Origin of the sequence: Bacteroides fragilis NCTC 9343 (assembly GCF_000025985.1) — a bacterium.
Lineage (GTDB): Bacteria > Bacteroidota > Bacteroidia > Bacteroidales > Bacteroidaceae > Bacteroides > Bacteroides fragilis.
The window spans coordinates 3,104,783-3,120,370 of record NC_003228.3 but is presented as its reverse complement, the minus strand read 5'-3'; the positions used below and the strand labels follow the sequence as shown (position 1 = coordinate 3,120,370).

General features: G+C 47.1%; 13 protein-coding genes. 2 read left to right on the top strand and 11 right to left on the bottom strand.

The features are described from left to right. Nucleotides 1-82 precede the first annotated feature (82 nt). From trpA to trpB, 7 genes are all read right to left on the bottom strand, one after another. Nucleotides 83-874, bottom strand: coding sequence for a tryptophan synthase subunit alpha (gene trpA, locus BF9343_RS12800; protein ID WP_005788291.1), 792 nt, complete (start codon nt 872-874; stop codon nt 83-85). A gap of 59 nt (nt 875-933) precedes the next feature. Continuing rightward, a complete protein-coding gene (locus tag BF9343_RS12795) occupies nt 934-1,554 on the bottom strand; it encodes a phosphoribosylanthranilate isomerase (RefSeq protein ID WP_008769019.1) in 621 nt (206 codons plus the stop codon). A 90-nt stretch (nt 1,555-1,644) separates the two neighbouring features. Continuing rightward, nucleotides 1,645-2,457 (bottom strand): indole-3-glycerol phosphate synthase TrpC, encoded by an 813-nt coding sequence (trpC, locus tag BF9343_RS12790; RefSeq protein WP_005788287.1) that lies wholly within the window; start codon nt 2,455-2,457, stop codon nt 1,645-1,647. Between the two features lie 25 nt (nt 2,458-2,482). Beyond that, on the bottom strand, nt 2,483-3,478 hold the full coding sequence (gene trpD, locus BF9343_RS12785) for an anthranilate phosphoribosyltransferase (RefSeq protein WP_005793365.1): 996 nt from the start codon (nt 3,476-3,478) through the stop codon (nt 2,483-2,485). A gap of 46 nt (nt 3,479-3,524) precedes the next feature. Then, nucleotides 3,525-4,130 (bottom strand): anthranilate synthase component II, encoded by a 606-nt coding sequence (locus BF9343_RS12780; RefSeq protein ID WP_010993097.1) that lies wholly within the window; start codon nt 4,128-4,130, stop codon nt 3,525-3,527. Nucleotides 4,131-4,263: 133 nt separating this feature from the next. Then, nucleotides 4,264-5,670: an anthranilate synthase component I family protein gene (locus BF9343_RS12775; protein WP_005788280.1), complete on the bottom strand. Its 1,407-nt coding sequence runs from the start codon at nt 5,668-5,670 to the stop codon at nt 4,264-4,266. Nucleotides 5,671-5,803: 133 nt separating this feature from the next. Then, complete coding sequence (gene trpB / locus BF9343_RS12770) at nt 5,804-6,976, bottom strand: tryptophan synthase subunit beta (protein ID WP_005788278.1); 1,173 nt, start codon at nt 6,974-6,976, stop codon at nt 5,804-5,806. Nucleotides 6,977-8,196: 1,220 nt separating this feature from the next. On the opposite strand from trpB, the gene BF9343_RS12760 reads away from it, so the two are divergent. Next, nucleotides 8,197-9,342 (top strand): iron-containing alcohol dehydrogenase, encoded by a 1,146-nt coding sequence (locus BF9343_RS12760; protein WP_005788268.1) that lies wholly within the window; start codon nt 8,197-8,199, stop codon nt 9,340-9,342. 192 nt (nt 9,343-9,534) lie between these two features. Here BF9343_RS12760 and BF9343_RS12755 read toward each other — a convergent pair whose 3' ends face one another. Next, entirely contained in the window at nt 9,535-10,449 is a 915-nt protein-coding gene (locus tag BF9343_RS12755; protein WP_005788266.1) for a Ppx/GppA family phosphatase, read from the bottom strand. Further along, the gene (locus tag BF9343_RS12750; RefSeq protein WP_010993096.1) at nt 10,446-12,512 is read right to left on the bottom strand and encodes an RNA degradosome polyphosphate kinase; all 2,067 of its coding nucleotides are present in this window, start codon (nt 12,510-12,512) and stop codon (nt 10,446-10,448) included. Before BF9343_RS12750 ends, BF9343_RS12755 begins: the two co-directional genes overlap by 4 nt. Before the next feature lie 170 nt (nt 12,513-12,682). On the opposite strand from BF9343_RS12750, the gene BF9343_RS12745 reads away from it, so the two are divergent. Further along, nucleotides 12,683-13,249: an HdeD family acid-resistance protein gene (locus BF9343_RS12745; RefSeq protein WP_005788262.1), complete on the top strand. Its 567-nt coding sequence runs from the start codon at nt 12,683-12,685 to the stop codon at nt 13,247-13,249. 132 nt (nt 13,250-13,381) lie between these two features. Here BF9343_RS12745 and BF9343_RS12740 read toward each other — a convergent pair whose 3' ends face one another. Both BF9343_RS12740 and dapF read right to left on the bottom strand, forming a co-directional pair. Next, nucleotides 13,382-14,614, bottom strand: a complete 1,233-nt coding sequence (locus BF9343_RS12740) for an LL-diaminopimelate aminotransferase (protein ID WP_005793370.1) — start codon at nt 14,612-14,614, stop codon at nt 13,382-13,384. A 52-nt stretch (nt 14,615-14,666) separates the two neighbouring features. Further along, nucleotides 14,667-15,476, bottom strand: coding sequence for a diaminopimelate epimerase (gene dapF / locus BF9343_RS12735; protein ID WP_005815442.1), 810 nt, complete (start codon nt 15,474-15,476; stop codon nt 14,667-14,669). Nucleotides 15,477-15,588 lie beyond the last annotated feature (112 nt).

The window sequence follows — 15,588 nt, the reverse complement described above, 5'->3', positions numbered from 1 at the left end:
TAGTCTATTGATAACTAATGAAATTTATCTGTGCAAATCTGTGTGAGCTTCTGTGGTGGATACATCTTTTTGGGGGATTGATTTATCTCAAATCATTGGATGATAAATTCAAAATAGCTTTTAAGCGTGTGATTGCTTTCTCCGGGTTCTTCTCTTCATGGAGCAGAGTGACAAAACGGCTGCCGATGATGGCTCCCGAGGCATTTTCGCAAGCGGCACGGAAGGTAGCCTCGTTGCTGATACCGAAACCGACCATCCGGGGATTGCGAAGATTCATTTTTTCGATCTTTTTAAAGTAAGCACGTTTTTGCCCGTCAAAGTCTTGTTGAGCTCCTGTGGTGGCAGCCGATGAAACCATATAAATGAATCCGTCGGTGTGTTCATCAATCTCGCGTACGCGTTCTTCACTTGTTTCAGGGGTGATAAGCATGATTACCTTCACGTCATACCGCTCTGCAATGGTGCGGAAGTGTTCCTGATAGTCTTTGAAAGGAAGGTCGGGAATGATGACTCCGTCAATGCCGCATTCGGCGCATTGCCGGCAGAAGTTGTCAAAGCCGAACTGCATGATCGGGTTGAGATATCCCATCAGGATTAATGGGATTTTTACATCCCGACGGATGTCGTGCAGTTGTTCAAACAATAGTCTGAGTGACATTCCGTTGCGGAGGGCCTGCGTGGCGGCATTCTGAATCACCATACCGTCAGCCATCGGATCGCTGAAAGGAATACCGATTTCAATCATGTTCACTCCATGTTTTTCAAGAGTACGGATTACTTCGGTTGTCCCTTCGAGAGTAGGATAGCCGGCACAAAAATAGATGGATAGCAAATCTCTGGGATTGCTGTCGAAAAGTTGGTTTATTCTGTTCATATACTTTTATTTTTATCTGTTACTGTCTTATGTGAATATAGGGTTGGTGCAGATGCGGGTTATTTCCTCAGTTCCTCCAGAAAGTGCCTGAGTCTTTCCACATCTTTCAATCCCGGTTTTGTTTCGAAACGGCTGTTCAGATCGAAGCCTGCCAATTGTGGATGGCGCAACTCTTTCAGTGTAGGCGGACTGTATGGATTGATGCCTCCACTAAGCAGAAAAGGCTTTTTCCCTTTATAGCTGTTTAACATGCTCCAGTCGAACTGATTTCCTGAGCCGCCATGTTGTTCGCATTTGGTGTCGAACAGGAAATAGTCGCAGGACTCTTCGTAAGTTCCGATGTTTTCAAAGTCTTTTCTTCGGGCAATGGAGAACGCTTTGATCAGCCGCAGTCCGGTAGCCCGGAGCGAATGACAGTATTCCGGCGATTCATTGCCATGCAGCTGGATATAATCCAGGCTGAAACGGTCGGCAAATATTTCGATCTCCTTTTTGTCTTCGTTGACAAAGACACCGACACGCTTTGCTTTGACCGGCATGTAGGCAGGAAGTTCGTAGAGGCAACGGGGAGATTTCGGATAGAAGATGAAGCCTATCATGTTCACCTTTAGTTGCTCTACCTCACGAATATTTTCAGCTTCGCGCATCCCGCAGACTTTTATTAATTTGTCGTTCATCATTTTGGGTTTAAAGTTGGGTTCACCACAGAGTGACACTGAGTCTCACTGAGTTTTATTTTTTTTATTATAAATGTTTTCTTTGAAAAATTCTCAGTGAGACTCTGTGTCACTCTGTGGTGAATTCAGGTCGTTTATAAATTCTTTTAATTTCTGTCCGGGCTGTTGGGTTTTCATAAACGTTTCTCCGATCAGGAATCCCCGGAACCCGGCTTTACGCAGGCGTTTCACTGTTTCCGGATCCGAGATGCCGCTTTCCGATACCAACAGCGCATCCTGAGGCAACTGTCCGGCTAACCGGAAAGAATTCTCTACATCTGTGAAGAAAGTGCCCAGGTTGCGGTTATTGATACCTACCATGTCTATCTCCTTATTTATAAATGGCAGTTCTTCGGCAGTATGAATCTCTAGCAAGACTTCCAGTCCCAATTCATGGGCTTTTGCGGCAAGCGCATGACATTGATCGGCCTCCAGTGCGGCGGCTATCAGCAATATGGCGTCAGCTCCCACAATTTTGGCCTGGAACAGTTGATATTCATCGATTATAAAATCTTTGCGCAGGATCGGGATATTCACCAAAGGGCGTGCTGTGCGAATATCCTTCAGGCTTCCTCCGAAGAATTTTTCATCCGTGAGTATAGAAAGCGCCGAAGCACCGGCGGCTATATAGTCCGGCACGACTTGTTCCGGACATGCATTTTCATAGATCCAGCCTTTGGACGGAGACCGGCGTTTGAACTCGGCAATGATACCGGTAGCCGAAGAGGCCAGTGCCTGCTTCATGGAGTAGCCCGGCTGTACCTCGTCAGATAACTTCTCCTGAAGCTGTTCCGATGGGATGGCCTGTTTCTGCAGGTCGATCTCAAAACGTTTATTGGCAATGATTTCAGATAATATATCTTTCATGTTTCTTTGATGGGTGATAGCTTTTCTATCCGTTTAGTTCGACAAATTTCTTTAAAGTCTCCCGAGCCTTGCCGCTTTCCAGTGATTCCCGTGCCAGGGCGATACATTCTTCTATCGGTTTCTCCGGACAAATCACCCGGATGGCAAAGGCCGCATTGACGATCACCACATTCTTCTGTGCTTCGGTGGCTGTTCCCTCCATTACGGCGTCAAATATTCTTGTGGCATCTTCCGGGGTATTTCCACCGTCGAGTTCGGATTCCCGACAGCGGTTGAAGCCCAGGCTCTCCGGAGTGTAGATTTTCTCGTTTCCACATGTCGCCACTTTAAATTCGTCGGTCAGAGAGATTTCGTCATATCCGTCCAGGCTATGTACTACCGCAAAGCGGGTAGCGCTTTCCTGATAGGTATAGGTATACAGGCGGAGCAGCGGGAGGTTGTATACTCCGAGCAGTTGATAGGTGGGGATGACAGGGTTTACCAACGGACCCAGCATATTGAAGAACGTGCGTACGGCCAATGCTTTGCGTATCGGTGCCACCGCTTTCAGAGCCGGGTTGAACAGAGGTGCATGCAGATAAGCGATGTTACACTTCTCCATCGAGCGGCGCAGGCGGTCTGTATGGTCGGTGAACTTTACTCCGTGCTGTTCCATCACGTTGCTGGCTCCGCTGACGGAAGTGGCACCGTAATTCCCATGTTTGACTACCGGAAATCCGGCACCGGCTACTGTGAAGCAAGCCGCGGTGGAGATGTTGAAGGTATTCTTGCCGTCCCCTCCGGTTCCCACAATGTCTATTGGGGCAAACTCACTCAAATCTACCGGGACCCGCATTTCAAGCAGTGCGTCACGAAATCCGCAAAGTTCCTCTACCGAGATGTTACGCATCAGGAAGACGGTGATCAGCGAGGCCACCTGTGCATCATTGTATTTGCCTTGTGCAATGTTCTGCAATATGGTGCGGGCTTCGTCGCGACCCAGATATTGATGTTCGAATAATTTGTATAGAATCTGTTTCATATAGTTTGTTTTTTCAATGTTACGCATGCGCGGTCATAAGGCGCGCTTATCGGTTGTTTAAGAAGTTCTTGATTATCTCTTTTCCCTGTGGAGTCAGCACCGATTCGGGATGAAACTGAATGCCATGTACGTCGTACGTCCGGTGCCGTAATGCCATGATTTGTCCCTCCCGGCTTTCGGCCGTGATCTCCAGGCATCCGGGGAAATCCTTGCGGCTCACCACCCAGGAGTGATAGCGTCCTACGGGAATTTCACGTCCCAATCCTCTGAAGAGGATATCTTCTTTCAATATGCTGACCGGAGTCTGAACCCCGTGATATACTTCTGTCAGATTTTCGAGTGTGGCTCCGAATGCTTCGCCGATGGCCTGATGGCCCAGACAAACTCCCAGGATACTTTTGGTTGCCGCATATTTCCGGATGATGGGCAGTAACAGTCCGGCTTCTTCCGGTATGCCCGGTCCCGGCGAGAGGATGATCTTATCGAAACGTTCCACCTCGTCCAGTGTTATCTCGTCATTGCGGAATACTTCAATGTCGGTCACTCCCTGTTCTTTTACCACATGCAGCAGGTTATAGGTGAAAGAGTCATAATTGTCCAGAAGGAGAATCGCTTCTTTCTGTCTGTTAAGGGTATTTATCTCGTTGTTCATTGTTTTGAAATTGTTTGGGGGATTCACCACAGAGTGACACAGAGTTTCACAGAGAAGATATTTTCTCGTAAACATCCTATAAACAAGAGATTAAAACTCTGTGTAACTCTGTGGTGAACCTATTCATTTTACTTCAGTTTTTTAGTTTTACGGCCAGGTCTATTGCCTTTTTCAGGGCCCCCAGTTTATTATTGACTTCTTGCAGTTCGTATTCGTCCTGACTGCGTGCTACGATACCGCCTCCGGCCTGGAACCACAATTCGTTGTTGCGGCTTACGAAAGTGCGGATCGTTATCGCCTGGTTCAATTCTCCGTTCAGGCCGATGAAGCCGATACAACCTCCGTAGGCTCCGCGGTTGTGAGGTTCTATTTCGCTGATAAGCTGCATGGCACGTACCTTGGGCGCACCGCTCAGGGTTCCGGCAGGGAAAGTGTCGATAAAGGTCTTGAGCGGATTTGCTCCGTTGTTCAGAGCACCGCTGACGCGGCTCACCAGATGGATGACATGGCTGTAGTATTGGGGTTCTTTGTAGAATACTACCCGTACGTCGTGGCAATTCCGGCTGAGATCGTTGCGTGCCAGGTCCACCAGCATTACATGTTCTGCGTTTTCTTTCGGATCAGCCAAAAGAGCTTCCGTCAGTTCCTTGTCTTTGATGGTGTCTCCCGTGCGGCGTGTGGTGCCGGCAATCGGGTCGATATACGCCTGTCCGCTTTCCACTTTGCAATGCGTTTCGGGTGACGAGCCGAAGATGCGGTAGCCGCCGAAATCGAAATAGAACAGGTAGGGAGAGGGGTTGATGCTTCGCAAAGCACGATACACTTTGAAGTCGTCACCCGCATAAGGTTGGATAAACCGTCTGGAAAGCACAATCTGGAAGACATCTCCCCGCAGGCAATGGGCGATGCCTTTGCGTACGTTTGCCTTGTGTTCTTCGTCGGTGATGGTGCTGGTGACAGGGCCGGTCACAGAGAAATTGTATGAAGCATAGTTACGGTTTTCAATGGCCGATTCCAGTTGTGACAAATTGCTTTCTTCTCCTTCAGCCAGCATCTCTACCAGAGTGAGCTCATTCTTAAAGTGATTGAAGACGATGATATACTTATATAATATGTATAGTAAGTCGGGAGCGTCATTCTGTTCGTCATGACTTTCTTTCACGGGGATGTGTTCAAAATACTTCACGGCATTGAACGTGGTGTAGCCGTATAGCCCGCAGAATTTCTTGTCGTCTCCTTCCACATGGAACCGGTTGATAAAGCGGTTGAGCGCATTTTCTACCCGGAACGATTGGCTGAGCGGTTCTTCCCGGCGGGTATTGTCGGGGTAAGTAGTGGTTACGATTCCACTGTTGATGCCGATGCTTGCCAATGGGCAGAGGGCGATGAACGAGAGAGAGTTTTCTCCGGCATGGTAGTCCGAGCTTTCCATTAATGCGGATTGCGGATACATATCACGTACTTTGAGGTAAATGCTTACCGGAGTGTGCAGGTCGCCCAGGACTTGCTTGCTATGGGTGGTATAATTGAAGGCATTCATAATTTCATTTCTTTTTAATTTGATTTTGGATTCACCACAGAGTAACACCGAGTTTCACAGAGAGTTTTTTTGATATTCCACAAACGAGAGTTTAAAAATCTGTGTTAATCTGTGTAATCTGTGGTGAAATGATTTATCCCAGATAAGTTTCTATATCTTTATCTCCCCGTCCCGATACCGTCAGTACGACTACATCCTCCGGCTTGAAAGTTATTTTTTCCAAGGCTCCCAATGCGTGGGCCGATTCCAGGGCAGGAATGATTCCTTCCAGCCGGGTCAACTCGTAAGCGGCACGGATGGCTTCGTCATCATTGACAGCCAGTACCATTGCCCGTTTTTTGTCTGCCAGGTTGGCGTGCATCGGGCCGATACCGGGATAGTCCAGTCCGGCGGAGATGGAATAAGGTTCCTCAATCTGTCCGTCTTCGTTTTGGATCACAAACGTACGTGCCCCATGAATGATCCCCATTTTTCCGAGTTGGATGGTGGCTGCCGTCATCCCGGTTTCAATTCCCTTGCCGCCGGCTTCGGCCAATACGATCCGTACCCGTTCGTCGTCGATATAATGATAGATGGTTCCGGCAGCGTTGCTTCCTCCGCCCACGCAGGCAATCAGATAGTCCGGATAGTCACGTCCTTCTTTCTCCTGAAGCTGTTTTTTTATCTCTTCGCTGATGACCGACTGCAAACGGGCCACCATGTCCGGATATGGGTGCGGCCCTACGGTAGAACCGATGATGTAATACGTATCCGAGGGATGGCAGCACCAGTCTCGGATGGCTTCGTTCGTGGCATCTTTCAGAGTCATGTTGCCCGAAGTGACCGGAACGACTGTCGCTCCCAGCATTTTCATCTTTTCTACATTGATGTGCTGGCGTTCTACATCCGTTTTGCCCATGTATACGATGCACTCCATGTTCATCAGGGCACAGACTGTGGCTGTTGCCACCCCGTGCTGTCCGGCACCGGTCTCTGCAATGATACGTTTCTTACCCATGCGTCTTGCCAGTAGAATTTGTCCGATGGTGTTATTGATTTTATGGGCACCCGTGTGATTCAGGTCTTCCCGTTTCAGATACATCTTGCAACCGTACTTCTCCGACAGGCGGCGGGCCGGATAGAGTGGGGAAGGGCGTCCTACGTAGTCACGCAACAATTGGTCGAACTCTTTCTTGAAGTCCTCGCTCTCTATTACGTCGAGATAAGTATTCTGCAACTCTTCTACACACTTGTGGAGGATTTCAGGTACATAAGCACCTCCAAATTCTCCGTAATAGCCATCCTGATCAACTAAAAAACTTTTCATAATCCTATATTTATTTGTTATTTGTATTTGGGGTTAAAAAAAAGAGCCCCGTCGCAGGTTGCGACAGGGCTCTTTCTAAATTCTGTTATATCTTTAATGAGGTATATACATACGAGCGCTGCTCCCTTACGACTGTCGGAGTTGTAACGGGCGCCACCACCAATATGTATTTACTTGCATTGTCATCATTGCTAATTGTTATTTAACGGGGGCAAATATAGATACTTTGTTTGGAATAACAAATAAAATCTTTCTTTTTTTTATTGCCCTCCTTTTTATTTTTTGTTTTGTCCCCCAAAAACGAATTGTTTTTAAAGTGTCTATTGTATGTATTTTTGCTCTTTGTACACCCATCTGTAGTGGTTGTTCGTTTAGCTATTCGTGACCACATTGTTTTGGCTTCTTTTTAAGTTTAATTTATTAATTATTAGATGGTTAATTCTTTTTCGAAATTAAAATCAAGGGCCAAAAGTCCAAGGGCCACTCTATGTGCCAGTCTACCCCCCTAAAGGAAGTTAGTGTGTTGTGAAAAGAAACTTTTATGAGTCATGGGGACACTTCGCTTTATTTTTTGAAAAATGTAAAATATATTATATTATACATGTACTTTAAATCGTATTCTTTTTACTGTTCACCTTTCTGCTTTTTTTAGTCCACTGCTTTTGTTGGTTGTTATTTGTAACTATTTGATTATTAGCTGTTATCGCTGTCTTTTTATCTTTCTTCTCCGATTCAATTGGCGCATAGAATGGCCCTTGGACTTTTGGCCCTAACAGATGTACATTATATGTACATGAGATGTAAGAAAGAATTGTTGATCGTTTGAAAAGGAAACTCTTTTTAAACATTTTGTTATTTATATTGTTTCTCAGATATAATTTATTTAAAAACAGAAACCAACATTATGAAACAAAGAAAAGTTTTAATTGCGATTGCCGTTGTCATATTCATCCTATTGCTGCTTTACTGGCTTTTTGTAGCCGAAGATATCAATGCCTGGCTGCCTGTAAACTAAAGACTTGAATCTTTCATACTAAACACTTAAGTCTTTTCGGTGAAACGTTTAAGCGTTTTCAAAAAACGTTTAAGTCTTTTGCGGGAAACGCTTAAGTCTTTTTTCCGTATGGAATACCTTGCGAATCTTTTTGTTTTCTGGAAAGAAGCGATTATTTTTGTATCAGATTGAATTCTGTACAAATGACGATATAAAGTAATAACCTATGGATAATTTTATTTTTCAGAATCCCGTAAAACTGATCATGGGACGCGGGATGATCAGTCGCTTGAGTGAAGAAATACCGGCGGACAAACGGGTGATGATTACCTTCGGTGGTGGTAGTGTGAAAAAGAATGGTGTATATGACCAGGTGAAAGAAGCACTGAAGAATCATTTCACAGTAGAGTTTTGGGGAATTGAACCCAACCCTTCCATCGAGACCTTGCGTAAGGCCATCGCTCTCGGAAAGGAGGAAAAGGTGGACTATCTGCTTGCAGTAGGAGGAGGATCGGTCATTGATGGCACCAAGCTGATTTCCGCCGGATTGCTGTATGACGGCGACGCCTGGGATCTGGTACTTGCCGGGCGTCCGGTGACCCACACCGTCCCTCTTGCCACTGTTCTTACCCTGCCTGCCACAGGATCGGAGATGAATAGCGGAGCCGTGATTTCGCGCCATGAAACCAAAGAAAAATATCCTTTCTATTCCAATTATCCTCTGTTCTCTATCCTCGATCCGGAAGTGACGTTTACTTTGCCGCCCCATCAGGTGGCTTGTGGAATTGCCGATACGTTTGTGCATGTGATGGAGCAATATATGACTACTCCGGGACAGAGCCGGGTAATGGACCGTTGGGCGGAAGGCATTTTGCAGACCTTGATGGAAATAGCTCCCAAGATCCGTGAGAATCAGCACGATTATCAGTTGATGTCCGATTTTATGCTGTCGGCCACTATGGCACTGAACGGCTTTATCGCCATGGGAGTATCTCAGGATTGGGCTACACACATGATCGGGCATGAACTGACTGCGTTGCATGGCTTGACCCACGGACACACACTGGTCATTGTCTTCCCCGGTACGTTGCGTGTGCTCCGTAAAGCAAAAGGTGACAAGATTCTGCAATATGGAGAGAGGGTGCTGGGCATTACGTCCGGAAGCCGTGACGAACGCATCGATGAAGCTATCCGCCGCACCGAAGAATTTTTCCGTTCACTGGGATTGACCACCCGCTTAAGTGAAGAGGGCATCGGCATGGAAACAATTGACGAAATAGAACGCCGCTTCAATGAACGTGGCGTGAGATATGGCGAGAATGAAGATGTCACCGGAGCGGTTGCAAAGGAAATACTGAAAAGCTCGCTATAGGCTTTTGCATTTCACCACAGATTACACAGATTAACACAGATTATTTAATTCCCGATGAATATAAATTATTAATCTGTGAAAATCCGTGTAATCTGTGGTGAATCATAGCTCACATTTGCATAGATTCTTTTATACCATGAATCAACACGATAAATAATCTGTGTTAATCTGTGTAATCTGTGGTGACCCGTTTTATTTAGCGTCCGTTTCCATGCGCATATTCTTGGTATAGAGGCTGTCGATGATACCGTCCGACAGTCCGATTGTCGGGACTGTGATCCCCGTTGCATTTACTTGTTTTGCCACTTCCAGAAAAATTTCCGCTGCCGGAACAATTACATCCGCCCGGTCGGGTTTCAGTTTAAACTGCTTGATCCGTTCTTCTTTTGATAGCGCTTTCAAGGTTTCGCAGATTTCCTTCAACGATTCAATCGGGAGGAAAGACTGTTTCTTATCCTTTTTGTCCGCCAGCCGGAAAAGCTTATTGATATTGCCTCCTGATCCTATGATCTGTATGGGAGCATATTCGGCAGCCAATGCCTGGAGGTCGGTTCGCATTTGCTCTTTTTCTTCGTTTTTCACCATGCCGCTGAGCATGCGCACGGTTCCGATGTTGTAGGAGCGTGAACTTTTGAGTTCGGAGTCACAGATCAGATTGATTTCTGTGCTGCCGCCGCCGACATCGACATACAGATAATTCTGGCCCGAAGCAAAAAGCTGTTCGATGTGGTTATCGTAGACGATATGCGCTTCTTCCTGACCGTCGATGATTTCGACACGGATACCGGTTTTCTTTTCTATCTTGCGCGTAATTTCTTTTCCGTTGCGTGCATCGCGCATGGCAGATGTGGCGCAGGCACGGTAATCCGAAACTTCGAATATTTTCATCAGTTGCTTGTAGGCTTTCATCAGCCGGATCAGTTTTTCTGCTTTCCCTTCTGATATTTCTCCGGTGGTGAAAGCGTCCTCGCCCAGCCGGAGGGGAATGCGTATCAGTTGGACTTTCCTCAACAAACCCTCGGGCGAACCCTCTTCATTTACACTCTTTATCAGTAGCCGCACGGCATTGGAGCCAATGTCGATGGCGGCATAGTTTACCTTTTTCATTCTGATTCTTTATAGTATTTGTATAATTCTTCCTGCGAGCGGAAAGGTGCATCGCTGTTTTCCCAAGTCTTGTTATCGCCGCTTCCGTCCACGATTCGCCCTTTGGCTGTGTCGCGAAGTCCGTAGCAGACCACACGTTTCAGTTCTGCTTGTATCACTTTGTCGTATACAGGCGTAAGCACTTCGATGCGGTTGTCCAGATTGCGGGGCATCCAGTCGGCCGATCCTATATAGTATTTTTCTTCCCCTCCATTGGCGAAGATGAAGATGCGCGGATGTTCCAGATAACGGTCGATGATGCCGTTGATCCGGATGTTGTCGCTGACTCCCGGGATGCCGGTCACCAGGGAGCAGTTGCCCCGGACCACCAGGTCTGTTTGTACACCGGCTGTCGAAGCTTCGTAGAGTTTCTGTATCAGTATCCGGTCGGTAATATGGTTCACTTTGGCAAGGATGTATGCCTCTTTTCCCTGTCGCTTGTTCTTGATTTCTTGGTTGATCAGGGCTGTCAGCCGTTTGCGCATATCGTTGGGCGACACGAGCAGTTCCTTGAAGTTCACCGGGAGGTAGGGCTTCTCTATGAAGTCGAATACCCGGTCTACTTCCCTCACAATGGAGCGATGTGCTGTCATGATGGTGAAATCGGTATACATCCGTGCGTTTCCTTCATGAAAATTTCCGGTGCTGATACAGGCCAGGTCGCCAAACCGTGTTCCGATATGTACCAGCTTGGAGTGGATTTTCAGACCTTCCACTCCGAATATCACTTTGATTCCTGCCTCTTGCATGCGTTTGCTCCAGCTGATGTTGGACGCTTCGTCGAAACGGGCGAGCAATTCGATGATAACCGTTACTTTTTTTCCGTTTTGTGCAGCGCAGATCAGAGCTTTCACTACCTTCGAGTCTTTGGCCAGGCGATAGAGAGTCATCTTGATGCTTTTCACTTCTTTGCTGATGGCTGCCTCGCGCAATACACGGATCACGGTATCGAACGATTGATAGGGGTAATGCAGCGACCGGTCCTGTTTCCTGATCAGTCTCAGGATACTTTCCGTCCCGTTCAGTTCCTGTTTGAAGACGGGAGGCCAGGCAGGATATTTCAGGTCGGACCGTCCGCAGTCGGGAAACTTCATCAGGTCTTTGAAGTTATGATAGCGCCCGCCTGCTACACGGGTGTCGTTTTTATCCACGTTGAGGCGGTCGGTCAGCTTTCGCAGCAGATCTTTCGGCATCTCTTTGTCATAGACGAAACGGATCGGTTCGCCCCGTTTCCGGCTTTTGATCCCCTTCGATATTTTTTGGAGCACACCTGTACGCAGATCACTGTCTATCTCCATTTCGGCGTCTTTGGTGAACTTGAAAGTGTAAGCTTCATAGTCCGTATAATTCATGCCTATGAAGATCATCGGCAAGCAGTAGCGGATAACGTCGTCCAGAAACATCAGATAGGTTTTGCCTTCCGAATCCGGCAGGCGGATGAAGCGTCCGAACTCGGCGGTGGGGAGCCCGATGACGGCATAATCTTTCATTTTCACTTTTCCCTCACTGTCTTTGCGCAACAGGCGGATGGCAAGGTAGATGTCTTCATCGGTCTGGTCGTCCGTATGACGGGACGTTTTAGTAAGAAAGAGCGGATTGGTAGACCCATTCAGCCGGTTCCGGTAGAGTGAAGTGATGAAGTGTTCCTGTTCCGGTGTCAGTTCGGTATCTTTGATGACGTGGATGTTTTCTTGCTTTAACTTCTCCATGATCGAAGCGAACGTTTCTTCAAACTGCCGGTAGTATTGATTGTGCAGCTTTCCGATCTGTTTCAAGGTGCGTGCGGCCGTGTCACGCTCTTCACGGATGTTCTTGTCATCGTACTCTACAATGCGGTTCAGTGTAGCTACGCGAACGCGGAAGAACTCGTCTAAATTGTTAGAGTAAATGCCCAGAAAGGTAAGTTGTTCCAGTAACGGAACTTCCGGGCGGGCAGCTTCAAGCAAAATGCGTTGATTGAAATACATCCAACTGATGTCCCGTTCTACATAAAGCTTTTTACGTTTCGCTTCGTCTGATTTCATTCGGATAAGAGTTTACTTATTTTTTTGCAAAAGTACGCTTGCATGATGTAATAGATATTACAATCTTGCTATGAACTTATTACAAAATTCATTTGTTCTTTTTATATGTAGACAGAAACACGTATATTCGCAGAATGTATGCGGGATAGCCCGTTAAAAAAATGTAAGATATGAAATCAATGAATTATTCTCTTATCCGCACTATTTGTGCGCTTGTCATCGGTCTGGTACTGGTACTCTGGCCGGATGCGGCAATTAACTATATTGTCATAACCATCGGCGTCCTGTTCCTGATTCCGGGATTTATTGTGCTGATCGGCTATTTCGGAACAAAGCCGGAACCGGGTGTGTCCCGCCGTTTCCCCATCGAGGGAGTGGGCAGTCTGCTATTCGGACTTTGGCTGGTCACGATGCCGGGGTTCTTTGCCGACGTACTGATGTTTCTGTTGGGCTTTATCCTGATTATGGGAGGTGTGCAGCAGATTGCCTCTCTTTCGATGGCACGTCGTTGGACGCCCGTTCCGGGAGGTTTCTATGTGATACCGGTCTTGATCCTGATAGCGGGTATCGTAGCCCTGTTTAATCCTACCGGAGCACGTAATACGGCCTTTATGATTATCGGTGTCAGTAGTTTGGTTTATGCCGTCTCCGAGCTGATCAACTGGTTCAAGTTTGCCCGCCGTCGTCCCAAGACTCCCCTGAAAGGAGAGATTGAGGATGCGGAGATTATCGAATAATAGAAGAAAGATGGGGCAAGTATTCACCACAGATTACACAGATTAACACAGATGTTTTAATCTGATTTTCAATGAAATAAATTATTAATCTGTGAAAATCCGTGTAATCTGTGGTGACATGACTGTCTGTCATTACAGTCGGTTCTTGATGCGTCGCATCGCTTCGATACAATCATCCCGCTCGCCAAATGCTGTCAGGCGGATGTATCCCTCTCCACTGGGGCCGAATCCGACTCCCGGAGTTCCTACTACGTTGGCTTCGTATAGCATCTGGTCAAAGAAGCGCCACGAGCTTGTTCCCTTTGGAGTTTTTACCCATAAATAGGGTGCGTTCACCCCTCCGTACACTTTCAGGCCGGTAGATTCCAGGCCCTCTTTCATGATCCGGGCGTTGGTCATGTAGTAATTGATTGTTTCCTGAATCTGTTCTTTTCCCTCAGGAGTGTAGATCGCTTCTGCCGCACGTTGCGTAATGTACGATGTACCGTTGAATTTGGTGCATTGCCGGCGGTTCCACAACCGGTTCAGGGGGATGCGTTCTCCTTCGAGCGTGGCTGCTGTCAGCTCTTTCGGTACGACGGTATATCCGCAACGCACTCCTGTGAAGCCTGCTGTTTTTGAGAAACTGCGAAATTCGATGGCACATTTCTTGGCCCCTTTTATTTCGTAGATGGAGTGGGGGATGTCCGGTTCCCGGATGTAAGCTTCATAGGCTGCATCAAACAAAATCAGGGTGTCGTTGGCCAATGCGTAATCCACCCATTTCTTCAGTTCCGCCTTTGTCAGCGTCGTACCGGTCGGGTTGTTGGGGTAGCAGAGGTATACAATGTCGATACGCTTCTCCGGAATGGCCGGAATAAAATGATTTTCGGCAGTGCAGGGCATATAAGTGACGTTGCTCCACTTTCCGCTTTCGGTGTCCAATACTCCGGCACGTCCGCACATGACGTTACTGTCAATGTAGACCGGATAAATGGGGTCTGTGACACCTACGCTGTTATCGTGCCGGAGGATATCTCCGATATTGCCCGTATCGCTTTTGGCACCGTCGTTGACAAATACCTCTGTAGGTGAAAGATGTATGCCGCGCGGAGCATAATCGTTTTTGATGATGGCTTCGATCAGGAAGTCATATCCTTGTTCGGGGCCGTATCCGCGGAAAGTTTCGGCCGATGTCATCTCTTCGACTGCCTTGTGCATGGCTTCGATACAGGCTTTGGGCAGGGGACGGGTCACGTCACCGATCCCCAGCCGGATGATGTCCCGCTTCGGGTGCGTTATTTTAAAAGTATTGACTTTCTTTGCTATGTCCGAGAACAGATAGCTTCCCGGTAATTTCAAAAAATGTTCGTTTACTAATGCCATATTGTTCTTGTTTTAGCTTTTCAGTTGGGTTGATACCTGATTTTATGGGTAACTATTCTCTCAGTTCTATGGTTCCATCGAAAACTTTTACGGCCGGTCCGGTCATAGATATATGGCCTGTTGCTTCGTCCCATTCTATGGTCAGTGTGCCTCCGTCCATTACTACGTTAACGGTTCGCCCCGTCCGTCCCGTGAGGTGTGCGGCTACGGCTGTAGCGCAGGCACCTGTCCCGCAGGCTTGTGTGATGCCCGATCCTCTTTCCCAAACCCGCATCCGGATTGTATTCTCTCCCGTTATCTGGGCAAACTCTACATTTGTACGGTCGGGGAACAGAGGATGTTTTTCCAGCTTCGGTCCCATCTCCGAAAGATTGACGATCCGGATGTCGTCCACAAAAGTGACGAGATGCGGGTTGCCCATTGACACTTGGGTAGAAAGGAACGGAAATTCGCCATCGAAGTCAATCGTACCGGTTTCCAATGGTACCCCCATGTCGACCGTTACAGTTTCTACGGTCCGTCCTTCAAGGTGTAGTTCCAATATTTTGATGCCCGAGAGGGTGTCCAGTGTGATAACGTTTTTGGAGGTCAGTCCGTATTCATAGAGATATTTGCCGATGCATCGGCTTGCATTGCCACACATCATGGCCTCCGAACCGTCGGCATTGAATATGCGCATACTGAAATCCGCTTTATCCGAGTGTCCGATCAACACAAGTCCGTCACTCCCGATTCCCGTATGATAAGCACTCCATTCGATGGCTGCCTTTTCGGGACGGGCGATTGGAAATCTGAGAGTATTTACATAGATGTAATCATTCCCTGTTCCATGCATCTTGGTGAATTGAATCGCTCTTGCCATTTTTATCAATATTGATTGATTTATGTATCCTTTTGTATTGTTACTGCACAAAGATATGTCTTTTTGACTTTTGTTTTTATAAAAAGCATGTCTTATATCTATTTATTTTACC

Bases quoted from the DNA above. Each gene is read 5' to 3' on its own strand.
- BF9343_RS12750 (WP_010993096.1), bottom strand. From the start codon at position 12,512: ATGAAATCAGACGAAGCGAAACGTAAAAAGCTTTATGTAGAACGGGAC.
- BF9343_RS12775 (WP_005788280.1), bottom strand. From the start codon at position 5,670: ATGAATGCCTTCAATTATACCACCCATAGCAAGCAAGTCCTGGGCGAC.
- BF9343_RS12745 (WP_005788262.1), top strand. From the start codon at position 12,683: ATGAAATCAATGAATTATTCTCTTATCCGCACTATTTGTGCGCTTGTC.
- BF9343_RS12780 (WP_010993097.1), bottom strand. From the start codon at position 4,130: ATGAACAACGAGATAAATACCCTTAACAGACAGAAAGAAGCGATTCTC.
- BF9343_RS12760 (WP_005788268.1), top strand. From the start codon at position 8,197: ATGGATAATTTTATTTTTCAGAATCCCGTAAAACTGATCATGGGACGC.
- BF9343_RS12740 (WP_005793370.1), bottom strand. From the start codon at position 14,614: ATGGCATTAGTAAACGAACATTTTTTGAAATTACCGGGAAGCTATCTG.
- BF9343_RS12795 (WP_008769019.1), bottom strand. From the start codon at position 1,554: ATGATGAACGACAAATTAATAAAAGTCTGCGGGATGCGCGAAGCTGAA.
- trpC (WP_005788287.1), bottom strand. From the start codon at position 2,457: ATGAAAGATATATTATCTGAAATCATTGCCAATAAACGTTTTGAGATC.
- trpA (WP_005788291.1), bottom strand. From the start codon at position 874: ATGAACAGAATAAACCAACTTTTCGACAGCAATCCCAGAGATTTGCTA.
- dapF (WP_005815442.1), bottom strand. From the start codon at position 15,476: ATGGCAAGAGCGATTCAATTCACCAAGATGCATGGAACAGGGAATGAT.
- trpB (WP_005788278.1), bottom strand. From the start codon at position 6,976: ATGAAAAGTTTTTTAGTTGATCAGGATGGCTATTACGGAGAATTTGGA.
- trpD (WP_005793365.1), bottom strand. From the start codon at position 3,478: ATGAAACAGATTCTATACAAATTATTCGAACATCAATATCTGGGTCGC.
- BF9343_RS12755 (WP_005788266.1), bottom strand. From the start codon at position 10,449: ATGAAAAAGGTAAACTATGCCGCCATCGACATTGGCTCCAATGCCGTG.